This is a genomic window from Pseudomonas sp. LAP_36 (genome assembly GCF_019456785.1).
Lineage (GTDB): Bacteria > Pseudomonadota > Gammaproteobacteria > Pseudomonadales > Pseudomonadaceae > Aquipseudomonas > Aquipseudomonas tritici.
Window position 1 is genome coordinate 109,086 of the sequence record NZ_JAHZMS010000009.1, and the last position, 22,461, is coordinate 131,546.

Here is a 22,461-nt window from a genome sequence, read left to right on the forward strand (position 1 = left end):
GTTAGAATGCCCTCCTTTTCTGCCCCCGATCCTTGAGGACCGCCATGTTCAGCCGTGATTTGACTATTGCCAAGTACGACGCCGATCTCTTTGCCGCCATGGAGCAAGAAGCCGTGCGCCAGGAAGAGCACATTGAGCTGATCGCTTCGGAAAACTACACCAGCCCTGCGGTGATGGAGGCTCAAGGTTCGGTTCTGACCAACAAGTACGCCGAAGGCTACCCAGGCAAGCGCTACTACGGTGGTTGCGAGTACGTTGACGTGGTTGAGCAGTTGGCCATCGACCGTGCAAAAGAACTGTTCGGCGCCGATTACGCCAACGTCCAGCCGCACGCCGGTTCCCAAGCCAACAGCGCCGTGTACCTGGCCCTGCTGCAAGGTGGCGACACCATCCTGGGCATGAGCCTGGCCCACGGCGGTCACCTGACCCACGGCGCCAGCGTTTCGTCCTCCGGCAAGCTGTACAACGCCGTTCAATACGGTATCGATGCCAACGGCCTGATCGACTACGACGAAGTCGAGCGCCTGGCGGTCGAGCACAAGCCAAAAATGATCGTGGCCGGTTTCTCTGCCTACTCGCAGATCCTGGATTTCCCGCGCTTCCGCGAAATCGCTGACAAAGTGGGCGCGTACCTGTTCGTTGACATGGCTCACGTAGCCGGTCTGGTCGCCGCGGGCGTCTACCCGAACCCAGTGCCTTACGCTGACGTGGTCACCACCACCACCCACAAGACCCTGCGCGGTCCACGTGGCGGCCTGATCCTGGCGCGCGCTAACGCCGAGATCGAAAAGAAGCTGAACTCTGCCGTATTCCCTGGCGCCCAAGGTGGCCCGCTGGAGCACGTGATCGCCGCCAAGGCAATCTGCTTCAAGGAAGCGCTGCAGCCTGAGTTCAAGACCTATCAACAACAAGTCGTGAAGAACGCCAAGGCCATGGCTGAAGTGTTTATCGCGCGCGGCTTTGACGTGGTGTCCGGCGGCACTGAAAACCACCTGTTCCTGCTGTCGCTGATCAAGCAGGACATTTCCGGTAAAGATGCTGACGCTGCCCTCGGCAAAGCCTTCATCACCGTGAACAAGAACTCCGTACCGAACGACCCACGTTCGCCGTTCGTCACCTCCGGCCTGCGCTTCGGCACTCCGGCGGTGACCACTCGCGGCTTCAAGGAAGCAGAGTGCAAGGAACTGGCTGGCTGGATCTGCGACATCCTGGCTGACCTGAACAACGAAGCCGTGATCGACGCGGTACGTGAGAAGGTCAAGGCCATCTGCAAAAAGCTGCCGGTGTACGGCGCTTGATAGCAGTTGCTTGAATAAGAAGCCCGGCTGAAGAGCCGGGCTTTTTTATGCCAATTCAAATGTGAAATACGGTCAATTGTGGGAGCTGGCTTGCCTGCTCCCACAGTTGGGCTGCGTTTCAAGTCAGGGTTGGTAGACCTTGGCAAAACCGTCGCGAATCTTCTGTTCCGGCAACTCATCGGCAATAAACACAATCACACTCTCCCGTGCCTCGCCTTCGGCCCACTCGGTATCCCAGTCGAAACCGTAGAGCTTCAACACGCCCTGGAACACCATGCGTCGATCTTCCCCGGCAATGTTCAGCACGCCCTTGTAGCGCAGCAATTGCTTGCCGTGGTCTTCCAACAGTTCGTTCATGAACTCACTGAGGCGGTCGATATCCAGCGGCTGGTCAGTGCGCAGCACCAGGCTGGAAATGCGGTCGATGGACGGCGCGGCGCTCACCGGGCGCAGGCTCATGCCAGCATTGAGGTTGAAGCCACGCACGTCGAGCAGTTCAGCCAAGTCGATATTGCCATGGTCCACCACGCGGATCGGCGCACGGCGGTTGATGCGGGTGAGGCGTTCGCTGAGCGCGTCGAAGGTGGCGTCATCCACCAGGTCGCGCTTGCTGACCAGCAGGCGGTCGGCAAAACCGATCTGGGCCTGGGCGATGGTCTGGGTCAGGTGGTGCTCGGCGTGGGCGGCGTCCACCAGGGTGATGATGCCGTCGAGGATGTAGCGCTCGCGCAGTTCCTCGTCGATGAAAAACGTCTGGGCCACCGGCGCCGGATCGGCCAGGCCGGTCGTCTCGATCACCAGGCGATCAAACGCGATCTCGCCGCTGTCCAGACGTTCGAGCAGCAAGTAGAGGGCTTTGGTCAGGTCGGTGTGGATGGTGCAGCACACGCAGCCATTGGACAGGGTCATGACTTGCACCGGTTCTGCGCCCAAGAGCTGGGTGTCGATACCGGCATCGCTGAATTCGTTTTCAATCACGGCGATTTTCAACCCGTGCTCGGCCTTGAGCAGGTGGCGCAGCAGGGTGGTCTTGCCGGCGCCGAGGAAGCCGCTGAGGATGGTGACGGGGATGGGAGAGGACAAAGAAAATTCTCCTGAAGGAACACAAAAACAAATGTGGGAGCGGGCTTATGTGGGAGCTGGCTTGCCTGCGATGCAAACACCTCGGTGTATCAGTTACACCGCAGTGATGCTATCGCAGGCAAGCCAGCTCCCACACAAACCTGCTCCCACAGGGGATCACCGCCAGCCCGAATTATCGGGTCAGCAGCACTTAGGCCCACCCTTGCCACCGTAACGGGCTTCCTGGCGCTCCCGAAAGAACGCCTTGTAGTCCATCATCGGTTTGTCCGGGTGCTTGGTTTGCATATGCTCGACGTACGTGTCGTAGTCGGGCATGCCGACCATCAGGCGCGCGGCCTGACCGAGGTATTTACCGAGGCGACTGATGTCATTGAACATGGCTGCAATCCTCTATTACGCGTCCGGTACAGCCTGGAACGGGGCTTCTTTATCCGTACGTTCTTTGTTACCCCAGGCGGCGACGCCGACTTTGAGCGCATAGAACAGGATGCTGAACACCACGAACAGGAACAGCGCCGTCAGCGTTGCGTTGGTGTAGGCGTTCCAGATCACGTGCTGCATCTGGTCGATGTTCTTGGCCGGAGCCAGGATCTGGCCGTTGGCCAGGGCATCGCTGTACTTCTTGGCCAGCGACAGGAAGCCGATCGCAGGGTTCGCGTCGAACAGCTTGATGAAGCCCGCCGTGGTGGTGCAGATCAGCAGCCAGACGGCTGGCAGCATGGTCACCCAGATGTAGCGTTGGCGTTTCATTTTGATCAGCACAACGGTTGCCAGCATCAGCGCGATACCCGCCAGCATCTGGTTGGAGATACCGAACAGCGGCCACAAGGTGTTGATGCCGCCCAATGGATCGATCACGCCTTGGTACAGCAGGTAACCCCACATGGCCACGCAACCAGCGGTCGCGATCAGGTTGGCCGTCCAGGACTCGGTGCGTTTGAGCGCCGGCACGAAGGAACCCAACAGGTCTTGCAGCATGAAGCGACCGGCACGGGTACCGGCGTCCACCGCCGTCAGGATGAACAGCGCTTCGAACAGGATCGCAAAGTGGTACCAGAACGCCATGGTGTTTTCACCCGGCAGCACACTGTGCAGGATCTGCGCGATCCCCACCGCTAGCGTCGGTGCACCACCGGCACGCGCCAGGATGGTGGTTTCACCGATGTCATGGGCGACGGCAGACAGCGCCTCAGGCGTGATCGCAAAGCCCCAGCTGCTGACGGTCTGCGCCACGGTGACCACGTCCGTGCCGACAATCGCGGCCGGGCTGTTCATGGCGAAGTACACGCCAGGTTCGATCACCGACGCGGCAACCATGGCCATGATGGCCACGAACGACTCCATCAGCATGCCGCCGTAACCGATGTAGCGGGCATGGCTTTCACTGGCCAACAGTTTGGGCGTAGTGCCCGACGAGATCAGTGCGTGGAAACCCGATACCGCGCCGCAGGCAATGGTAATGAACAGGAATGGGAACAGACCGCCCTTCCATACCGGACCGGTGCCATCGATGAACTGGGTCAACGCCGGCATTTTCAGGTCGGGCATGGTCACCAGGATGCCAATTGCCAAGGCAATGATGGTGCCGATTTTCAAGAAGGTCGACAGGTAGTCGCGTGGCGCGAGGATCAGCCACACCGGCAGTACCGCCGCGACGAAGCCGTAGCCGATCAGCATCCAGGTGATCTGTATACCGGTGAAGGTGAAGGCCTTGGCCCAGACCGGGTCAGCGGCAATCTGCCCGCCCAGCCAGATCGAGCCCAGCAGCAACAGCACGCCGATGATCGAAATTTCACCAATGCGGCCCGGGCGGATGTAGCGCATGTAGATGCCCATGAACATCGCGATCGGGATGGTCGCCATCACCGTGAAGATGCCCCACGGGCTCTCGGCCAGGGCCTTGACCACGATCAGCGCCAGCACCGCAAGGATGATGATCATGATCAGGAAGCAGCCGAACAGCGCGATGGTCCCAGGGATGCGGCCCATCTCTTCGCGGACCATGTCCCCCAGGGAGCGGCCGTTGCGACGAGTGGACAGGAACAGGATCATGAAGTCCTGCACGGCACCGGCCAGCACCACGCCGGCAATCAGCCAGAGCGTGCCAGGCAGGTAGCCCATTTGCGCCGCCAGTACCGGGCCGACCAATGGGCCTGCACCGGCAATCGCCGCAAAGTGGTGACCGAAAAGGATGTGTTTGTTGGTCGGCACATAGTCCAGACCATCATTATTGACCACTGCGGGGGTGGCCCGCCGTGGATCGAGTTGCATCACGTTATTAGCGATGAACAGGCTGTAGTAACGGTACGCAACCAGATAGATGGCCACCGCAGCGACCACAATCCACAAGGCGTTGATCGCCTCGCCGCGGCGCAAGGCCACTACGCCCAGGGCGCACGCTCCTACAATTGCCAGCACCAGCCAGGGTAGATGGCGTAGCAGGCTATTATTATTTTTCATTTTTATATTCCAGCCAGGGTGGACAGAAAGGACAGCCATCCGGAGTTTAGCGCTACTGGCCTTAAAGGCCACCCCCCTACGTTGGTCTAGAGCCTTCTAAGGGTAAAAAAAGCAGAAATAACGGCCCGATGATGGCGCAGGGCTACAATCCTTCTAACCACAGAGGGTTTCACCATGACCGAGCAGCCGTCTGACCGCCGTCGTTTTCGCCGGATCGCCTTTGATGCCAAGACCGAACTTCGGCAAAACGGGCGCGAATGGCCAGTGCAATTAGTAGATTTGTCGCTAAAGGGCCTGTTGGTGCAACGGCCCGAAGACTGGAAGGGCAATAAGGCGCTGCCGTTCGATGTCGACATACGCCTGGATCCCAAGGCGCATATAAAAATGCAAGTGCGACTGACCCATGAGGATCATGGGCAACTGGGCTTTGTGTGCAAAGACATCGATCTGGAGTCGATCAGCCACTTGCGGCGGCTGATCGAGTTGAATCTGGGCGACCAGGAAGAGTTGGAGCGAGAGCTGGGTGCTTTGCTGGAGGTATGAACCGCCATTATGGTTGAGCATGAATGGCTGACAGGCGCTGGATTGGTGCTGCTGGGTGTTATAACGGGTTTTATCGGAACCAATACGGGAGGCAGCGTATTTCTAACCGTTCCAGTGATGATCTGGCTTGGGATACCCCCTCAGTCTTCGATAGCAACCGCTCGCCTGGCTTCGGTAGGCACTATGTTCGCCGGCTTGAGGCACTTTCATAACAGTGGAAAAGTGGATTACAGGCTAGCGGCCCCCGCGGCGGCACTTGGGTTGGCCGGCGCCTTGATCGGTGCAAGCCTGCTCGTGCAAATAGACCCCGCGCTGCTGCATAAAATCATTGGCGGCCTGACGCTACTATTGGTGGCACTTTCACTCATCAGGAAGCCTCATTCACCGAAGGCCACCCCCTCATCGCTCAGACGCTTTTGCGGCTATGTACTGTTTGTTCCCGTGGGCATGATTGGCGGTTTATTTGGCGGACAAGCCAAGTTATCAACTTATTTGTATATTATTTTTTTTAAAAAAACGATCAGTGAATCAATTGGTACTCGGAAAGTCGGAGGTCTCATCCTCTCAGTTGGCTCGTTAATAATATTCGGTATCAGCGGCATCATTAATTGGCAGTACGGATGTTGCCTGATCATAGGCACGCTGGTGGGCGCCAATGCGGGCGCCAAGTTTGCTCTACAGAAAGGCGATAAGTGGATGGAGAGCGCTTTCAATGTCGTCGTCGTTGCCTTGGCGTTGAAAATGCTCTTCTGGTAGCGGTTCTCTCACGGGAAAAACGACAGTTCAGGGAAATGCCGTACGCGTGGGGAAGTCGCTTTCCGTGTCCCAGTAACCCGCTTTCTGGCTCACCGCGACCTGCCACTGCCCATCCACAAAACGATAGGTTTGGTAGCGGGTGGCAAAATCATCCTCGCCATCACCGTCCATAAATGAAGAAACTTGCAGCAGCTCATCCGCGCCACCTTTGACCGGCGATGCAACCCGCCACGCGGCCTTGCCGGTCTGGGCCAAGGTCAGCGTCTTGAACTTGCCGTCAGCGTCCTTGTAACTCATAGGCTCAAGTTTTTGCTTGGCCGGCAGCAGCACTTGAGTTGCCGGGCCACTGTAACTCCCCATTGGCGCGGTCTGATCAATGATCAGAAAATACACCGCGTCCGGTAGGCCTTTGAGCGGGGCTTTCTTGACCTCGGCCAAGGGATAACCGAGGTCGTCGTGCGCGACTAAATCCCCCGACGCCGACAGCAATCGCACCTGGGCTCCGAGCAGCGGGTTTTCTACCAGGTCACCGGGTTCGTCGAACGAATCCTCATCCAGGCCACTGCCCCAACTGTCCTTGTGCATCTGGGCGCTGATGCGTTGATCTTCGAGTACCTGCAAGACGCTGCCGTCTTGTGTCACCAGTTTTTGGGCCAGGCGGTAACCGGCCGGCAGCTTGGCCGTGTCGGCCCACGCCATCGCAGGCAACCCGGCCAAGGCGATAAACAAGGCGATAACACCCCACCTACTCGATCGTTGCATTGCATCCATCCTTGATCTATTCGAAAAGTGCATCCAACGCCTGCTCCAAGCGCGTCACCCCAATAATCTGTATCCCCGGCGGCGACTCCTTCGGCGCATTACCCTTGGGCACGATGGCGCGCTTGAAGCCGTGCTTGGCTGCTTCCTTGAGGCGCTCCTGGCCGCTGGGCACCGGGCGTACTTCGCCCGATAGGCCGACTTCACCAAACACCAGCAAGTCATGCGGCAACGGCCGATTACGCAGGCTGGACATCACCGCCGCCATCAACGCCAGGTCAGACGCGGTCTCCAGCACCTTGACCCCACCCACGACGTTCAGGAATACATCCTGGTCATGGGTCGGAATGCCGCCGTGTCGGTGCAACACCGCGAGCAGCATGGCCAGGCGGTTTTGATCCAGACCCAAGGTCACACGGCGCGGGTTGGCCAGATGACTGTCATCCACCAGCGCTTGCACTTCCACCAGCATCGGGCGAGTGCCTTCCCACGTTGCCATTACCACACTGCCTGGGACTTCTTCCTGAGCGCGAGTCAGAAAAATCGCCGACGGGTTGGAGACTTCTTTCAGCCCCCGGTCTGTCATGGCGAACACGCCCAACTCGTTTACCGCACCAAAACGGTTCTTCACCGCCCGCAGCAAACGCAGGCGGCCGTCGGATTCGCCTTCGAAATACAGCACAGTGTCGACCATATGCTCCAACACCCGTGGCCCGGCCAGCGCGCCTTCTTTGGTCACATGGCCCACGAGGAAGATCGCCGTGCCGCTTTGCTTGGCATAACGCACCAGCAGCGCCGCGCTCTCGCGCACCTGGGACACACCGCCCGGCGCTGATTGCAGTTGCTCGGTGAAAATCGTCTGGATCGAGTCGATCACCATGACCTTGGGCTTTTCGATACGCGCCGTGGCAATGATGCTTTCGATGCTGGTTTCGGTCATGACCCGCAGTTGATCCTGGGGCAAACCCAGGCGACGGGCGCGCATGGCGACTTGCTGCTGGGATTCTTCGCCAGTGACGTACAGCGCCGGCATGCGACTGGCGATGCTGCACAGGGTTTGCAGCAGGATCGTCGATTTACCGATACCCGGATCGCCGCCGATCAGCACCACCGAGCCGTCCACAAGACCACCACCCAATACCCGGTCGAGCTCGCCGGAAGCGGTGGAGAAACGCGGAATTTCTTCAACGCTGACTTCGGCCAACGTCTTGATCTGCGCCTGTTGCCCGGTCCAGCCGGCACGGCCGGTGGGGGCCGCCGCGCCGCCGCTTTCGATCATGGTTTCAGTCAGGGTGTTCCACGCACCGCATTCGCTGCACTGGCCGGCCCACTTGGGAAAGGTCGCGCCGCACTCCGTGCAGCCGTACATGCGCTTGGCCTTTGCCATTTGAGAACCTCCAACCGAAAAACCGCGATGATAGCTCAGCGCGGCGCCGGGGTCCGGATTTCACCGCTGGCCAATCGTGAAGCACTGTTGCCGATCGGGTCTTCGGCATTGAGGTCGGCGCCTTTGGCTTTCAGCTCATCCAACAGCTCGACGCGCTTGAACAGCCCGGCATACATGGCCGCCGTCTGCCCGGCGCCATTGCGCTGGTCGGGGTTGCAGTCGGTGGCCAGCAGGCGTTGGGCAATTTTCAGTTCGCCCTTGAAGATCGCGCCCATCAGCGCTGTGTTGCCGCGTTTGTCCTGCACGCAGGCGTCGGCACCGGCGTTGAGCAAGCGCTCCACGAACGGGCCCTGACCGTGGTACGCGGCGAGGATCAACGCGGTGTAGCCCTTGTCATCCTGGGTGTTGAGGCTATAGCCGGAGTCGATAAAGGTATTGAGCATGTCGAGGTCGCCACGACGCGCGGCGTCGAAGTAGTAATCCTGCAACTGGGCCTTGAGCGCGACCGGGTCGGGCGACTCGGCGTGGGCGACAAAGGCCAGCATGGCCATCAGCAGACCGATAGAAATTCGCATGGGTGTTCTCCTGCCAAGGGTCGACGCCCGTCTCTGGGCGCCGACCATAACCAACGGATCAGTCAGTCAGTTTTTCCGCCAGCGCCTTCACGCGCGCCAGGTCCCCCTTGGCAACCTTGGCTACGCCAGTGCCGTACTCCGGGTCGGCTTTGTAAAGGAACGACAGGATGATGTGCTTGCTTTCATCATCGGTGGTTGCCAGCGAGCCGCCGAAGTTCTCGATCAGGTCCTGACGCTCTTTTTTATTGAAGGAGCGGTACAGATCACCGGCCTGCTTGAAGTTCTGCTCACGCTGGATCTTCGTCTGCTGGGTGCTGCCCGACAGGGCCGATTGGCTGTAGCGCGCGGTTTGCGGCTCTTCCCGAGGCTCCAGGCGGCTTGGCTGGTAGTTCACGCCGCTGGTGGTTTTGCCGAAATTCAGTGCGCCGTCCTGATTGCCATTGTTGACGGTCACGCGTGGCGCGTTGATCGGCAGTTGCAGGGCATTGGCGCCCAGGCGGTACATCTGGGTGTCAGCATAGGAAAACACCCGGCCTTGCAGCAGGCGGTCTTCCGACGGTTCGATGCCCGGAACCAGGTTGGCCGGGGCCATAGCCACCTGCTCGGTTTCCTGGAAGACGTTGGCCGGGTTGCGGTTGAGTACCATCTGCCCGACTTTGCGCTCGGGCACATTCGGCCAGATCTTGGTGGCGTCCAGTGGGTCGAAGTCGAACTTGGCCAGGTCTTCAGGCTTGAGCACCTGCACGTACAGGTCCCACTTGGGGAAGTCGCCCTTGTTGATATGCGTGACCAGGTCGTTGGTCATGTGGCTGTAGTCACGGCCCTGCACTTCGGTGACTTGCTTGGGATCAAGGTTCTTGATGCCTTGCAGGCTCTTCCAGTGGAATTTGACGTAGTGCACTTCGCCCTTGGCGTTGATCAGCTTGTAGGCGTGCACGCCGTTGCCATCCATTTCCCGATAGCTGGCCGGGGTGCCGGAGTCGGAGTACAGCTCGGTCAGCGTGCGCGTGGACTCGGGCACGTGGGAGAAGAAGTCAAAGCGACGGGAGTCGTCATCGAGGTTGGTGCGCGGGTCAGGTTTGAACGCGTGGACCATGTCCGGGAACTTGATGGCATCGCGGATAAAGAACGTCGGGAAGTTGTTGCCCACCAGGTCCCAGTTGCCGTCGGCGGTGTAGAACTTGGTGGCGAAACCGCGCGGGTCGCGCAGGGTTTCCGGGGAATGGTTGCCGTGTACCACGGCGGAGAAGCGCACGAATACCGGTGTGGTTTCGCCCGCCGCGAATACCTTGGCCTTGGTCAAGTCGCTGAGGTTATCGGTGACCGTGAAGGTACCGTGGGCGCCGGTGCCACGGGCGTGTACCACGCGCTCCGGGATGCGTTCGCGGTCGAAGCGTTGCAGCTTCTGGATCAGTTGCACGTCTTGCAGCAGTACCGGGCCGTTGGCGCCGGCGGTCTGCGAGTTCTGGTTGTCACCCACCGCCGCACCGTTATCGCGGGTCAAGTTGGCGGCTTGCACAGAGAGGGACAGCAGGCTGGCGGTCACCAGTACCAGCGCGGTTCGCGCTGTAACAGGCCCGCGGCTCATTGGGGTTTTCATCAAGGTTTCCTCTGGTTTTTTTAATGCACATTCAGTTGTGCTTGCCAGAGGCTAGTGACCCGAGCGTCAGAAGATAAATAGAAAAGACGTACCAACCCGATTGATAAAATAATCTGGTAAGCACCTGATTTGGCGCGTATTTCGCGCGCAATTGATGGCACTTTGCAAACTATTTGCGATTTAATGTGTCGATAAAAACTAACAGTGTTAACGGTTGTGTCAGGCAAGCCCGCTATGACTGACTTACACTGAGCCCCACCCTTCTCATCTGTAACAAGGAATAACCTATGGGCGTGATCAGTGAGTTCAAGGCCTTCGCGGTCAAAGGTAATGTGGTCGACATGGCCGTCGGTATCATCATCGGCGCCGCCTTCGGCAAAATTGTTTCCTCCTTTGTAGGCGACGTGGTGATGCCGCCGCTCGGTCTGTTGATCGGGGGTGTGGACTTCGGCGATCTGGCGGTAACGCTCAAGGCGGCACAGGGTGACGCGCCGGCGGTGGTGCTGGCCTACGGCAAGTTCATCCAGAGCGTGGTCGATTTCCTGATCGTCGCGTTTGCGATTTTCATGGGCGTGAAGGTGATCAACCGCCTTAAACGCGAAGAAGCCAAGGCGCCCAGCCTGCCACCGGTGCCTACCAAGGAAGAAGTGTTGCTGGGTGAGATCCGCGACCTGCTCAAGGCACAGAACGACAAGCCACTTCAGTAAATACCGGTTTGAAAAAAAGGCGCCTGCTTGAGGCGCCTTTTTTATTACCAGTAGTTTTCTACCGCCACCTGACCAGGGCGACGGCTCAGGCTCAGATTCATATCGCGCTGCTTGAGCAACTGCCGCGTGTCATCAACCATCTGCGGGTTGCCGCAGATCAGCACACGGGAGTGCTCCGGGGCCAGCTCGACGCCGGCCGCGCGTTCCAGTTCGCCATTTTCAATCAGCGTCGTGATGCGCCCATTCAGCGCGCCTGGGTGTTGTTCACGGGTCACGATAGGAATGTAGGTGAGCTTGTGCGCGTATTCGGCCAGGTACTCGCGCTCGCCCAGTTCCTTGATCAGCGCCTGATAGGCCAGCTCCTTCGCTTCGCGGGCGCTGTACACGAGGAGGATGCGCTCGAATTTCTCCCACACCTCGAAGTCCTGCAGGATCGACAAAAACGGCGCCACCCCGGTGCCAGTGCCCAGCATCCACAAATCGCGACCATCGACGAAACGGTTCAACGTCAGGAATCCGGTGGCCTGGCGTTCCACCATCAAGGTATCGCCCACCCGCAGGCGACTCAGCTCACTGGTGAACTCACCGCCCGGGACAACGATCGAGAAAAAATCCAAGTGCTCATCAAACGGCGAGGACACTAAGGAATAGGCGCGCCAGACGGTGCTGCCATCCGCCTTGGTCACCCCCACGCGTACGAATTGGCCGGCAGTGAACCGGAAACCGGGATCGCGGGTGGTGCGCAGGGTAAACAGGCTGGGGGTCAGCGATTGCACATCGAGCAAGGTCTGGCGGGTGAATTTCTCAGCGCTGGCCGTCATGGGGGCCTCCGTTCAACAGGTGCCCTAGTGTCCCTCAAAGTGGCGCATGGAAACACCTATGGTTGGTAGTGGTATCGCGCGATGCGTGCAGTAGTGGCTATCCAATTGCACCGCCAATCAATTTGCTATTAGCCTTTCAACCCTGTCTATAAACACGTTGTTAGCTGATCGTTACACCGCCTTTAAACGCCTAATAAACCGTGACATTCAGACGGCCCGCGGCCAACGCCAGCAGGTTCCTTTGCAGAAAAATTCTTAAAGACCTGCGCGCCAAAACGAAATTTTCCTCTCGATATGTAGCCGTTGTCCTACACTCATTTTCGTGCAGCGTTGGGGGTCCAGGACGTACCTCAAGGCACGGAGAATTCCATGGAGTAATACCAATGATTAACTGGCGCAACACACGGCTTCCCAAACTGGAAGGCGAAGATGAGGTCACCAGCGTGTTTGAAATGGTGGGCATCAGAACGCTAGAGCTCGGCTTCCAACACTGTTCCTTCAAGATGAGCGCTAACCTGCCAAAAAACCAAGTCAATCCGATTGAATTCACCAACTACCCAAATGAATGGAAAACAGTCTATGACCAGGCGAGCTTCTTTGGCGTAGACCCGGTGGTGAAGCATTGCAGGGAGAACCCGCTGCCCATTGTCTGGAAGGAAGAAACCTTTAAAGACGTACCCAGCCTTTGGTCATTGGCGCAGACGTTAGGCGTGCACATGGCGCTGACCATAACCGTCCATGATTTCCGGGGCATGTTCAGCATGTTGACCCTGAGCCGTGGTAAAGGCGCAATCACGCCGGAAGAGCTCTACGAAAAATCCGGGCTGATGCTGTGGTTATGTCACGCGATGCATACAGTTCTGGCGCATAAATACGCCGACAAACCCAGCACCCACCCCGCCAGCCTATTGACCCCGCGTGAAACGGAAGTGCTCATGTGGTCCGGCAAGGGCAAGACCGCAGCGGACATCGCCGCCATCCTTTGTTTATCAGAACGCACTGTAGGCTTTCATGTCTGCAGTTGCCTGAAAAAACTGGGGGTCAACAACAAGATCGCCGCCGTGCTCCGCGCCGCGCAAGACGGGATTATTTAACCCGCCAACAATCACCGCATGTAATCCCGCTGAAAAAAAAGTAACATTTGCGGCCAATTCTGAGTGTTGAGCAGCCCCCCCGGGAGGCCGCCCGTGGTTCACTCAGACGTCTCGGCTGGCCACTGCCGAACACTTATCGTTTACCCAGAGCCTCCCCCGCCATGCCCCTGCTCGAAAGCCCCTTCGCCCAGCTCGATCTGATCCGCCAGCCAGAGCAACATAATGATCCGCTGCAAGCCTTCGATGCGGCAGACGAGTACCTGCTCAATCATCTGGCCGAACAGCAGCCGACGACTGATACACGCGTATTGGTGCTCAATGACAGCTTCGGCGCCCTGGCCGCCAGCCTACAAGGCCACGTGCAGGTAACCTCCAGCGGCGACTCATTCCTGGCAGCCCAGGGCCTGGAGAAAAACCTGGTGCGCAACAGCAAGGCGTTTGACGCTGTGCCGTTCATCCCGGCCAGCCAGGCCCCGGCCGGGCCTTTTGACCGCGTACTGATCCGCGTGCCGAAAACCCTGGCCCTGCTCGAAGAGCAACTGATCCGCCTGCAAGGCCAACTTGCGCCAGGCGCCGAAGTGATTGCCGGGGCGATGATCAAGCACTTGCCACGGGCGGCGGGCGAGTTGCTGGAGCGCTACATCGGGCCGATGCACGCATCGCTGGCGGTCAAGAAAGCGCGATTGCTGATCGCCACTGTTGAAGATCGTCCCGCGGCTGTCTCGCCGTATCCGACCCGCTACACCCTGGACGCGCCAGCCATCGAGTTGCTGAACCACGCCAACGTGTTCTGCCGCGAAAGCCTAGACATCGGCACCCGTGCGTTCCTGCCGCACCTGCCGAAAAACCTGGGCAGCGCGCGGGTGGCAGACCTGGGGTGTGGCAACGGCGTACTGGCGATTGCCAGCGCGCTGCAAAACCCCGAGGCGCAATACACCCTGGTGGACGAGTCCTATATGGCCGTGCAGTCGGCGGCCGATAACTGGCAAGCAGCGCTCGGTGAGCGCGACGTCATCGTACGCGCCGCCGATGGCTTGGCCGGCCAGGCGCCCGATTCGCTGGACGTGGTGCTGTGCAACCCGCCGTTCCACCAGCAACAGGTGGTCGGTGACTTCCTCGCCTGGCGTATGTTCCAGCAGGCGCGTGAAGCACTGGTAGTCGGCGGCGCCCTCTATATAGTCGGCAACCGCCACCTGGGTTATCACACCAAGCTGGCACGCTTGTTCCGGGGCGTCGAGCAAATCGCCACCACGCCGAAATTCGTGATCCTCAAAGCGCGCAAATAAAAAAGGCCCCGCCACTGCGAGCAGAGGCGGGGCCAAAAAACCGTGCCGCAAGGCAACGGGATGGGATGTCAGTGGGTGGTCAAGCCAGCCGCGTTCATGAACATGCGCATAAGGCTCGCCACGACGAACAAGGCCAGCACGCTGCCAGTCCAGATCATCGCCAGCCACCCCAGGCGCCGCCACAACGGCTGTTTCTCGGCCTGTTCAATCTCGTGCAACGTAGGCTTGCCAGACATGAGACGACCCTCCTAGTGATAACCGTCTTCGTGGGTGACCTTGCCGCGGAACACGTAGTAGCTCCAGAAGGTGTAGCCCAGGATGAACGGGATGATGAATAACGTGCCCACCAGCATGAAGCCCTGGCTTTGCGGCGGCGCGGCAGCGTCCCAGATCGACACCGATGGCGGAATGATGTTCGGCCACAGGCTGATACCCAGGCCGCTGTATCCCAGGAAGATCAGCACCAGTGTCAGCAGGAACGGCGTGTAGTGCGCGTTGCGTGCCACGGCGCGGAACAGACCGTACATGGTCACCAGCACCAGGATCGGCACTGGCAGGAACCAGAACAGGTTTGGCAGGGTGAACCAGCGCGAGGCAATTTCCGGGTGCGTCAGCGGCGTCCAGATACTCACGATGCCGATCACGGCCAGCACCACGAACGCCAGGGGCCGCGCCAGGTTGTGCATCTTCTCCTGCAACGGGCCTTCGGTCTTCATGATCAGCCAGGTGCAACCGAGCAACGCATAGGCCACGATCAACGCCACACCGCAGAACATCGTGAACGGCGTGGCCCAGTCCAGCGAACCGCCGGCGAACTGGCGATTCACCACCGGGATGCCATCGATAAACGCCCCCAGCGCCACGCCTTGGAAGAACGTTGCAGCCAACGAGCCGCCGATAAACGCCTTGTCCCACAGGTGACGCTTTTGGTCTTTGGCCTTGAAGCGGAACTCGAACGCGACCCCGCGAAAGATCAGCCCGATCAGCATCAGGATCAGCGGCAGGTACAGCGCCGACAACACCACCGAATAGGCCAACGGGAACGCGCCGAACAGTGCCGCGCCGCCCAATACCAACCAGGTTTCGTTACCGTCCCAGACCGGCGCCACGGTGTTCATCATCACATCACGGTCGGTCTTGCCTGGGATAAACGGAAACAGGATGCCGATACCCAGGTCGAAGCCGTCCATGACCACGTACATCATGATGCCGAAGATGATGATCACGGCCCAGATCAGCGGAAGATCAATACCCATCTCAATTCCCCTTGTGCTGGATGTCGTCGTGCTCATTGTCGGTGCCGTCATCGGCAGCAGACAAAGGACGTGCCGGCGTACGTTTCTGGCCAGGGCCGCCGTGGGTTGGCTCGGTCACGTCATGGGCCACAGGGCCTTTGCGCACCAAACGCATCATGTAGCCAAGGCCCGCACCAAACAGCGCGAAGTACACCACCACGAACAACACCAGGGTAATGGTCATCTGCGCCAGGCTATGCCCGGACGAAGCATCCGCTGTGCGCATCAAGCCGTAGACCACCCACGGCTGGCGGCCGATCTCGGTGGTGAACCAACCCGCAAGGATCGCAATCAGGCCGGATGGGCCCATCCACAACGCCAGGTACAGGAACGGTTTGGACGTGTACATCTTGTCGCCCCGGCGCAGCCATAGGCTGAACAGGCCGGTGAAGATCATCAGGAAGCCCAGGCCGACCATGACCCGGAACGACCAGAACACGATGGTCGAATTAGGACGATCTTCCGGAGGGAAGTCCTTGAGTGCAGGCACCTGTTTATCCAGAGAGTGGGTCAGGATCAGGCTGCCCAGGTACGGAATTTCCACCGCGTATTTGGTTTTTTCGGCCTTCATGTCGGGCCAGCCAAACAGGATCAGCGGTGTCGGTTCGTTGCCTTTGTTTTCCCAGTGGCCTTCAATCGCGGCGATTTTCGCCGGCTGGTGCTTCAAGGTATTGAGGCCATGGAAGTCGCCGATCACCGCCTGGATCGGCGCAACGATCAGGGCCATCCACATCGCCATCGAGAGCATTTTGCGGATCGCCGGATTGTCCTTGCCGCGCAACAAGTGCCAGGCCGCCGAGGAGCCGACAAAAAACGCGGTGGCCACGAAGGCCGCCGTGGCCATGTGCGCCAGGCGATAAGGGAACGACGGGTTGAAGACCACGGCGAACCAATCGGTTGGGATCACGCGGCCGTCAATGATTTCAAAGCCCTGGGGCGTCTGCATCCAGCTGTTGGACGACAGGATCCAGAAGGTCGAAATCAACGTACCCACGGCCACCATCACGGTGGAGAAAAAGTGCAGGTTGCGCCCGACCTTGTTCCAACCGAATAACATCACGCCGAGGAAACCGGCCTCGAGGAAGAAGGCCGTGAGCACTTCGTAGGTCAGAAGCGGCCCGGTAACGGCGCCGGCAAAGTCCGAGAAGCGGCTCCAGTTGGTGCCGAACTGGTAGGCCATCACCAAGCCGGACACCACGCCCATGCCGAAGTTGACGGCAAAGATCTTCGACCAGAAGTGGTAGAGGTCACGGTAAGTGTCGTTGTGGGTCTTGAGCCACAAGCCTTCCAGCACCGCAAGGTAACTGGCCAGGCCGATGGTGATCGCCGGGAACAGGATATGGAATGAGATGGTGAACGCGAACTGGATTCGGGCGAGATCTAGCGCCTCCAAACCGAACATAAGTTTTCCTCTTTCAGGTAATACCGAATGCCGGCCGGCGGCCTGCAATCACTGCCCCCATCGATATGGAGTACGCCGAATTTCAATTCGTTTCTTTTTTTGTCCAATCACGCTGGGATGCTTGCCTGGCCTGCCGCCTTGCACTGACGCTGCGAAGGCATTGACCTGGATCAAGCATTGCTAAAAGAGTAGTCCCATTTTTGCGGTTGGCCTGTGTGGTCTTTTGCCGCGTGACAGACTGCCTCAGCTCAGTTCTTGCAACTATCTGTTACAACTTAATGATAATCTCGGCGCTTCCTCCGGCCTTGACCCGAATTCCCGATGCCTAGCGAACCTGCGTTGCTGTTACGTCACCACCGCCCTTTCATCGCGTTCTGGCTGGCACGGATCTTCACCGCCAGCGGCTTCCAGATGCTCACCGTGGCCATCGGCTGGAACCTCTACCAACTGACGGGCAATGTGCTGGACCTGGGTTTGGTCGGCTTGGTGGAATTCGTGCCGCGCGTGCTGTTCATGCTGCACACCGGGCATGTGGCCGACCGCTATGAGCGACGCAAGGTCGCCGCCATCTGCCAGACCGTGCAGGCGCTGATTGCGCTGTCCCTGGCCATCGGTGGCCTGACCGGCAACGTAACCCGCGAGATGATCTTTATCCTCGCCTTCCTGCTCGGCGCCGCGCGCTCATTTGAAATGCCCACCACCCAGGCGATGCTCCCGAGCCTTGTGCCCGCCGCACTGTTCCCACGGGCCGTGGCCTCATCGCAGTCGGCCCAGCAGTTGGCGACCATTGTCGCCCCGGCCCTTGGCGGTTTGCTCTACGCCTTCGGCAGCGTGTGGGTGTATGGCCCCACGGTGGTGCTGTACCTGATCGCGTGCGTGCTGACCCTGAATTTGCCCGCGCGCCAAACGCCGCTAAACAAAGCCAAGGCGACCATGGACTCTCTGCTTGCCGGCATCCGCTTTATCCGCAGCCGCCCGGATATTCTCGGTGCCATCTCCCTCGACTTGTTCGCCGTGCTGCTGGGCGGTGCCACCGCGCTGCTGCCAGTGTTCGCCAAGGACATCTTGCTGACCGGCGCCTGGGGCCTGGGCCTGTTGCGTTCGGCACCGGCGGTGGGCGCGTTATTGATGTCGTTATGGTTGGCGCGGTTCGCGGTGGACCGGCATGTGGGGCGAGTGATGTTCACCGCCGTCGGCGTATTCGGCGTGGCGACCATCGCGTTCGGCCTGTCTACCTCGTTCTGGTTTTCCCTGGCGGTGCTGGTGGTGCTGGGTGCGGCGGACATGATCAGCATGGTGATCCGCGCCTCGTTCGTGCAACTGGAGACACCGGATGAAATGCGCGGGCGGGTCAGTGCGGTCAACGGGTTGTTTATCGGCGCGTCGAATCAGTTGGGCGAGTTTGAATCGGGCATCACCGCCCACTGGTTCGGCACCGTGCCTGCCGTGGTCATGGGCGGGATCGGTACGCTGGTGGTGACGGGGGTGTGGATCAAGCTGTTCCCGACCCTGGCGAATCGGGATCGGATGCATGTGCCGGTGGAAGAGCCCAAGGTTTAAGCCACACCGCAAAACACTGTGGGAGCTGGCCCGCCAGCTCCCACACTTGATCTTCAGTGGCTTGGAGATTGGCGTCAAAGCACTTTGTCCAAGGTGATCGGAAACTCCCGCACTCGCTTCCCCGTAGCGTGATAAATCGCATTCGCCACCGCCGCCGCCACACCCACAATACCGATCTCACCAACCCCCTTGGACCCGAGGGCATTGACGATCTCGTCGTGTTCTTCGACAAACACCACGTCAATCTCGCCGATATCAGCGTTGACCGGGATGTGGTACTCCGCCAGGCTATGGTTCATGTAACGCCCCAATTGATGGTCGATCTGGGTTTCTTCGTGCAGGGCCATGCCAATACCCCATACCACCCCGCCGAGGATCTGGCTGCGCGCCATCTTCGGGTTGACCACGCGCCCGGCGGCAATCGCGCTGACCACCCGGCTGACGTTGATCGTGCCCAGGTCTTCGTCCACGCGCACCTCGACAAATACTGCCGAATGGGTGGCAGTAGCAAACCCCTCGCGCTGCTTGTCGGGCTCGCTGTCGACCTGCACCTCCAACACGTCTTCGCCACTGTCCTTGACCAACTGCGCCAACGACACACTGACGTCACCCGTATGCAGTTGGCCGTCTTCAAAGCGTACGGCCTCGGCCTCCTTGAATACCGGATACGTCTGCCGGGCAACGGCCAACAGCTTGGCGTTCAACGCTTCGCAGGCCTGCTGCACAGCCGTGCCGACGGAGGACACCGTAAACGACCCGCCCTGCAGCGGCGCAGTGGGCAACGATGAATCCCCCAACAGAAAGTCCACGTCCTCAACCGCCACGCCACTGGCCTGGGCCGCGATCTGGGTCATCACCGTGTAGGTGCCCGTGCCGATATCGGTGGTGGCGCTGCTGACGGTCAGTTTGCCCTTGGCATCAATACGCGCCTTGGCGCTGGCCTTCATCTGCATCGCCTCCCACACGCCGCCGGCCATGCCCCAGCCGATCAACTGGCGGCCGTCGCGCATGCTGCGCGGTTCCGGGTTGCGTTGGTGCCAGCCGAAACGCTCGGCACCTTCGCCGTAACACTCGCGCAGGGCTTTGCTCGACCAGGGCTTGTCTTCGTTCTGATTGCGTTCGGCATAGTTGATCAGCCGCAGTTGCACCGGGTCCATCCCCAATGCGCTGGCCAATTCGTCCATGGCGCACTCCAGGCCGATCACCCCGAGGGCCGCCCCAGGTGCACGCATGTCCAGCGGCGTGAATACATCCAGTGGCACCAACTTATAAGTCAGCTGCACGTTATCGCAGTGGTAGAGCATGCCGCTCCATTCCACCACGTGCTCACTGAAATCCTCGAAGCGCGACGTCTGGCCAATCGCGGTGTGCCCCAGTGCCAGCAGGCGGCCGTTGGCGGCGGCGCCCAGCTGCAAACGCTGCAAGGTGCGTGGGCGGTAGCCGAAGGTGAACATCTGCTGACGCGTCAGCGTGACCCGCACCGAGCGCTTGAGTGCCAGGGACGCCATCACCGCCAGCGGCAATTGGTACTGCGGGCGCAGGCCGGAGCCAAAGGCGCCGCCGACAAATGCCGCGAAGATACGCACCTGGCTTTTATCCAGGCCGAAGACTTTTTGCACATAGGCCTGGCAGTTCTGCGGGCCTTGGGTCTTGTCGTGGATGTGCAGCGTGCCGTCCGGCTGAAACAGCACGGTGCTGGCGTGGGGCTCCATCGGGTTGTGGTGTTCGATAGGGGTGCTGTAGTGCAGATCCAGGCTGACGGCAGCGCCGGTCCATTCGGCCTGGAAGTTGCCGCGCGGCTTGGGCGGCGTCTGCGGCGACGCGTACGCCTGTTCCTGCAAGGCCAGCAAGTCGGTTTCAAAGGCTTCGGTTTCGTACTCGATCTCCACCAGGGAGCCGGCATGTCGCGCCAGCTCGAGGTTATCGGCGATCACCAGCGCCAGTGGCTGGCCGCTGTACAGTACCCGATCGTTGTACAGCGGGCGAAACGGCGAGCCGTCGGCGGCATCATCGTCCTGGAAAGCATCATCGTAGCTGGCGATTTTTGGCCGATTGAGGTGATGGAGAACCTCCACCACACCCGGCAGCGCCAGCGCCTTGGTCGCGTCGATACGCAGCACCCGGCCCTTGGCCACGGTGCTCGACACTACGCTGCCATGCAGCAGGCCTTCTTCGGGAAACTCACCGGCATACCGCGCCTTGCCTGTGACCTTGAGCAGACCGTCAACGCGGTCCAAGGGTTTGCCGATAGCACTCATGGGCGTTCTCCTGCGACAGCGGCGTCGCTCAGGGCGCGAATAATCCCCCGGCGTGCCAGCTTGATCTTGAAGCCGTTGTGTTGCAGCGGCTCGGCGTCTTGCAACAGGGCATCGGCGGCGTGACTGAAGGTTTCGCGGCTAACAACCTGGCCGATCAGTGCGGCTTCCACCGCGCGGTCACGCCAGGGTTTGTGGGCCACGCCACCCAGGGCCAGGCGCGCGTCGATGATGGTGTCGCCGTCCAGCTCAAGCGCGGCAGCCACAGACACCAGGGCGAACGCATAGGAGGCACGGTCGCGGATTTTCAGGTAATTGCTATGGTTTGCCAGATGATCGGCGGGCAGTTCGATGGCGGTGATCAGCTCATCGTCGGCCAATTGGTTGTCCCGTTGCGGCGCATCACCCGGCAGGCGATGAAAGTCGGCGAACTCAATGACCCGCGAACCGCCGCGCCCCTCTACATGCACCCTCGCCTCCAGCGCTGCCAAAGCGACGCACATGTCGGAGGGATGGGTCGCGACGCACTGTTCACTGGCGCCGAGGATCGCGTGAATACGGTTCAAACCGGTGCGTGCCGGGCAGCCACTGCCGGGCTCACGCTTATTGCACGGCACGGTCGCGTCATAGAAGTAGTAGCAACGGGTGCGCTGCAACAGGTTGCCGCCGGTACTGGCCATGTTGCGCAGTTGCGGAGAGGCGCCGGCCAGGATGGCCTGGGACAGCAGCGGGTAACGCTGTTCGATCAGCGGGTGCCAGGCCAGGTCGGCGTTGCTCACCAACGCGCCGATCAGCAGACCGCCACCGGCAGTCTCCTGAATGTCATTCAGGGGCAATCCGGTGATATCGATGAGATGCTCGGGGCGGCTGATGTTTTCTTTCATCAGGTCCAGCAGGTTGGTGCCACCGGCAATAAAGCGCGACGCGGCGCTGCTCAGATGAACCGCTTCTTTCACATCCGCAGGCTTGCTGTAGTGGAAGGGATTCATTGTTCACCTCCCACTACGTCTTCAATGGCATCGCGAATATTGCTGTAGGCCCCACAGCGGCACAGGTTACCGCTCATCAGCTCTTGGATTTGCGCCGTGTCGTGGGCGCGGCCTTCATTGGCCAGGCCGACGGCCGAGCAGATCTGGCCAGGGGTGCAGTAACCGCATTGGAAGGCATCGTGTTTGATAAACGCCTGCTGCATCGGGTGCAGTTGGTCGCCGTTGGCCAGGCCTTCGATGGTGGTGAGTTCGGCACCGTCGCACATCACCGCCAGCGTCAGGCAGGCATTGATCCGTTTGCCATCGCGCAAGACGGTGCAGGCGCCGCATTGGCCGTGGTCGCAGCCTTTTTTGCTGCCGACCAGGTCCAGTTGCTCGCGCAGCAGGTCCAACAGCGTGGTCCAAGGCAACACGTCCAGCTGGCGGTCCTGGCCGTTGAGGCGCAGGCGTATCGGGTGGCTGACGAACGGCTGGGCCGCCGCGCCATTGGGGGTCGCGCTCATAAACACCTCACGGGTTGGTGTACATCCGCGGCGTTAGAAAAGTCGCCGTCTCAGGGGTACGACTTCTCGTGGTTTTGAGCGTTCAAGA

The 22,461-nt window shown here is 60.0% G+C and carries 21 protein-coding genes; 7 read left to right on the top strand and 14 right to left on the bottom strand.

Features of this window, described 5'->3' with window-relative positions:
* Positions 1-44 precede the first annotated feature (44 nt).
* Positions 45-1,298, top strand: coding sequence for a serine hydroxymethyltransferase (gene glyA / locus JBO08_RS23965; RefSeq protein WP_049711455.1), 1,254 nt, complete (start codon positions 45-47; stop codon positions 1,296-1,298).
* Positions 1,299-1,421: 123 nt separating this feature from the next.
* On the opposite strand, the gene yjiA is transcribed toward glyA, so the two are convergent.
* The 3 genes from yjiA to JBO08_RS23980 form a co-directional block, all read right to left on the bottom strand.
* The gene (gene yjiA, locus JBO08_RS23970) at positions 1,422-2,381 is read right to left on the bottom strand and encodes a GTPase (protein WP_065875338.1); all 960 of its coding nucleotides are present in this window, start codon (positions 2,379-2,381) and stop codon (positions 1,422-1,424) included.
* Between the two features lie 180 nt (positions 2,382-2,561).
* Positions 2,562-2,759: a YbdD/YjiX family protein gene (locus JBO08_RS23975; RefSeq protein WP_003176208.1), complete on the bottom strand. Its 198-nt coding sequence runs from the start codon at positions 2,757-2,759 to the stop codon at positions 2,562-2,564.
* A 15-nt stretch (positions 2,760-2,774) separates the two neighbouring features.
* A complete protein-coding gene (locus tag JBO08_RS23980; RefSeq protein ID WP_057024512.1) occupies positions 2,775-4,841 on the bottom strand; it encodes a carbon starvation CstA family protein in 2,067 nt (688 codons plus the stop codon).
* A gap of 174 nt (positions 4,842-5,015) precedes the next feature.
* On the opposite strand from JBO08_RS23980, the gene JBO08_RS23985 reads away from it, so the two are divergent.
* Together JBO08_RS23985 and JBO08_RS23990 are read left to right on the top strand one after the other, a co-directional pair.
* Positions 5,016-5,384, top strand: a complete 369-nt coding sequence (locus tag JBO08_RS23985) for a PilZ domain-containing protein (RefSeq protein WP_065875339.1) — start codon at positions 5,016-5,018, stop codon at positions 5,382-5,384.
* A gap of 9 nt (positions 5,385-5,393) precedes the next feature.
* Positions 5,394-6,140, top strand: a complete 747-nt coding sequence (locus JBO08_RS23990) for a sulfite exporter TauE/SafE family protein (RefSeq protein WP_064053086.1) — start codon at positions 5,394-5,396, stop codon at positions 6,138-6,140.
* Between the two features lie 27 nt (positions 6,141-6,167).
* Here JBO08_RS23990 and JBO08_RS23995 read toward each other — a convergent pair whose 3' ends face one another.
* From JBO08_RS23995 to katB, 4 genes are read right to left on the bottom strand one after another with little or no spacing between them, the layout of a single operon-like run.
* The gene (locus JBO08_RS23995) at positions 6,168-6,902 is read right to left on the bottom strand and encodes a hypothetical protein (protein ID WP_065891140.1); all 735 of its coding nucleotides are present in this window, start codon (positions 6,900-6,902) and stop codon (positions 6,168-6,170) included.
* A 16-nt stretch (positions 6,903-6,918) separates the two neighbouring features.
* A complete protein-coding gene (gene radA / locus JBO08_RS24000; RefSeq protein ID WP_220075025.1) occupies positions 6,919-8,286 on the bottom strand; it encodes a DNA repair protein RadA in 1,368 nt (455 codons plus the stop codon).
* A 35-nt stretch (positions 8,287-8,321) separates the two neighbouring features.
* Complete coding sequence (locus JBO08_RS24005) at positions 8,322-8,861, bottom strand: ankyrin repeat domain-containing protein (protein ID WP_065875342.1); 540 nt, start codon at positions 8,859-8,861, stop codon at positions 8,322-8,324.
* A 58-nt stretch (positions 8,862-8,919) separates the two neighbouring features.
* Entirely contained in the window at positions 8,920-10,461 is a 1,542-nt protein-coding gene (gene katB / locus JBO08_RS24010; RefSeq protein WP_065875343.1) for a catalase KatB, read from the bottom strand.
* A 287-nt stretch (positions 10,462-10,748) separates the two neighbouring features.
* Here katB and mscL point away from each other — a divergent pair, with 287 nt between their 5' ends.
* Positions 10,749-11,168: a large-conductance mechanosensitive channel protein MscL gene (gene mscL, locus JBO08_RS24015; protein ID WP_065875344.1), complete on the top strand. Its 420-nt coding sequence runs from the start codon at positions 10,749-10,751 to the stop codon at positions 11,166-11,168.
* Positions 11,169-11,212: 44 nt separating this feature from the next.
* Here the strand turns inward: mscL and JBO08_RS24020 are convergent, their stop codons facing one another.
* Positions 11,213-11,989: a ferredoxin--NADP reductase gene (locus tag JBO08_RS24020; protein WP_065875345.1), complete on the bottom strand. Its 777-nt coding sequence runs from the start codon at positions 11,987-11,989 to the stop codon at positions 11,213-11,215.
* A gap of 383 nt (positions 11,990-12,372) precedes the next feature.
* Between JBO08_RS24020 and JBO08_RS24025 the strand changes: the two genes are divergently transcribed.
* Both JBO08_RS24025 and JBO08_RS24030 read left to right on the top strand, forming a co-directional pair.
* Positions 12,373-13,083 (top strand): LuxR family transcriptional regulator, encoded by a 711-nt coding sequence (locus JBO08_RS24025; protein ID WP_065909825.1) that lies wholly within the window; start codon positions 12,373-12,375, stop codon positions 13,081-13,083.
* Positions 13,084-13,244: 161 nt separating this feature from the next.
* Positions 13,245-14,369, top strand: coding sequence for a methyltransferase (locus tag JBO08_RS24030; protein WP_065875347.1), 1,125 nt, complete (start codon positions 13,245-13,247; stop codon positions 14,367-14,369).
* 68 nt (positions 14,370-14,437) lie between these two features.
* Here the strand turns inward: JBO08_RS24030 and JBO08_RS24035 are convergent, their stop codons facing one another.
* From JBO08_RS24035 to JBO08_RS24045, 3 genes are read right to left on the bottom strand one after another with little or no spacing between them, the layout of a single operon-like run.
* Positions 14,438-14,605 carry a DUF2474 domain-containing protein gene (locus tag JBO08_RS24035; protein WP_010562540.1) on the bottom strand — a complete coding sequence of 56 codons (168 nt, stop codon included), beginning with the start codon at positions 14,603-14,605 and terminating at the stop codon, positions 14,438-14,440.
* A gap of 12 nt (positions 14,606-14,617) precedes the next feature.
* Positions 14,618-15,625, bottom strand: coding sequence for a cytochrome d ubiquinol oxidase subunit II (cydB, locus tag JBO08_RS24040; RefSeq protein ID WP_065891144.1), 1,008 nt, complete (start codon positions 15,623-15,625; stop codon positions 14,618-14,620).
* A gap of 1 nt (position 15,626) precedes the next feature.
* The gene (locus JBO08_RS24045) at positions 15,627-17,066 is read right to left on the bottom strand and encodes a cytochrome ubiquinol oxidase subunit I (protein WP_065880430.1); all 1,440 of its coding nucleotides are present in this window, start codon (positions 17,064-17,066) and stop codon (positions 15,627-15,629) included.
* Between the two features lie 321 nt (positions 17,067-17,387).
* On the opposite strand from JBO08_RS24045, the gene JBO08_RS24050 reads away from it, so the two are divergent.
* Complete coding sequence (locus JBO08_RS24050; protein ID WP_049711440.1) at positions 17,388-18,626, top strand: MFS transporter; 1,239 nt, start codon at positions 17,388-17,390, stop codon at positions 18,624-18,626.
* Positions 18,627-18,700: 74 nt separating this feature from the next.
* Here JBO08_RS24050 and JBO08_RS24055 read toward each other — a convergent pair whose 3' ends face one another.
* From JBO08_RS24055 to JBO08_RS24065, 3 genes are read right to left on the bottom strand one after another with little or no spacing between them, the layout of a single operon-like run.
* A complete protein-coding gene (locus JBO08_RS24055; protein WP_065945490.1) occupies positions 18,701-20,884 on the bottom strand; it encodes a xanthine dehydrogenase family protein molybdopterin-binding subunit in 2,184 nt (727 codons plus the stop codon).
* On the bottom strand, positions 20,881-21,870 hold the full coding sequence (locus tag JBO08_RS24060) for a xanthine dehydrogenase family protein subunit M (protein ID WP_065880431.1): 990 nt from the start codon (positions 21,868-21,870) through the stop codon (positions 20,881-20,883). The genes JBO08_RS24055 and JBO08_RS24060 overlap by 4 nt, the downstream gene beginning before the upstream one ends.
* Positions 21,867-22,373, bottom strand: a complete 507-nt coding sequence (locus JBO08_RS24065) for a (2Fe-2S)-binding protein (RefSeq protein ID WP_065875353.1) — start codon at positions 22,371-22,373, stop codon at positions 21,867-21,869. The genes JBO08_RS24060 and JBO08_RS24065 overlap by 4 nt, the downstream gene beginning before the upstream one ends.
* Between the last annotated feature and the right edge of the window lie 88 nt (positions 22,374-22,461).

Coding starts and splice junctions, on each gene's coding strand:
- glyA (WP_049711455.1), top strand. CDS start 45: ATGTTCAGCCGTGATTTGACTATTGCCAAGTACGACGCCGATCTCTTT.
- JBO08_RS23975 (WP_003176208.1), bottom strand. CDS start 2,759: ATGTTCAATGACATCAGTCGCCTCGGTAAATACCTCGGTCAGGCCGCG.
- JBO08_RS23980 (WP_057024512.1), bottom strand. CDS start 4,841: ATGAAAAATAATAATAGCCTGCTACGCCATCTACCCTGGCTGGTGCTG.
- JBO08_RS23985 (WP_065875339.1), top strand. CDS start 5,016: ATGACCGAGCAGCCGTCTGACCGCCGTCGTTTTCGCCGGATCGCCTTT.
- JBO08_RS23990 (WP_064053086.1), top strand. CDS start 5,394: ATGGTTGAGCATGAATGGCTGACAGGCGCTGGATTGGTGCTGCTGGGT.
- JBO08_RS23995 (WP_065891140.1), bottom strand. CDS start 6,902: ATGCAACGATCGAGTAGGTGGGGTGTTATCGCCTTGTTTATCGCCTTG.
- radA (WP_220075025.1), bottom strand. CDS start 8,286: ATGGCAAAGGCCAAGCGCATGTACGGCTGCACGGAGTGCGGCGCGACC.
- JBO08_RS24005 (WP_065875342.1), bottom strand. CDS start 8,861: ATGCGAATTTCTATCGGTCTGCTGATGGCCATGCTGGCCTTTGTCGCC.
- katB (WP_065875343.1), bottom strand. CDS start 10,461: ATGAAAACCCCAATGAGCCGCGGGCCTGTTACAGCGCGAACCGCGCTG.
- mscL (WP_065875344.1), top strand. CDS start 10,749: ATGGGCGTGATCAGTGAGTTCAAGGCCTTCGCGGTCAAAGGTAATGTG.
- JBO08_RS24020 (WP_065875345.1), bottom strand. CDS start 11,989: ATGACGGCCAGCGCTGAGAAATTCACCCGCCAGACCTTGCTCGATGTG.
- JBO08_RS24025 (WP_065909825.1), top strand. CDS start 12,373: ATGATTAACTGGCGCAACACACGGCTTCCCAAACTGGAAGGCGAAGAT.
- JBO08_RS24030 (WP_065875347.1), top strand. CDS start 13,245: ATGCCCCTGCTCGAAAGCCCCTTCGCCCAGCTCGATCTGATCCGCCAG.
- JBO08_RS24035 (WP_010562540.1), bottom strand. CDS start 14,605: ATGTCTGGCAAGCCTACGTTGCACGAGATTGAACAGGCCGAGAAACAG.
- cydB (WP_065891144.1), bottom strand. CDS start 15,625: ATGGGTATTGATCTTCCGCTGATCTGGGCCGTGATCATCATCTTCGGC.
- JBO08_RS24045 (WP_065880430.1), bottom strand. CDS start 17,066: ATGTTCGGTTTGGAGGCGCTAGATCTCGCCCGAATCCAGTTCGCGTTC.
- JBO08_RS24050 (WP_049711440.1), top strand. CDS start 17,388: ATGCCTAGCGAACCTGCGTTGCTGTTACGTCACCACCGCCCTTTCATC.
- JBO08_RS24055 (WP_065945490.1), bottom strand. CDS start 20,884: ATGAGTGCTATCGGCAAACCCTTGGACCGCGTTGACGGTCTGCTCAAG.
- JBO08_RS24060 (WP_065880431.1), bottom strand. CDS start 21,870: ATGAATCCCTTCCACTACAGCAAGCCTGCGGATGTGAAAGAAGCGGTT.
- JBO08_RS24065 (WP_065875353.1), bottom strand. CDS start 22,373: ATGAGCGCGACCCCCAATGGCGCGGCGGCCCAGCCGTTCGTCAGCCAC.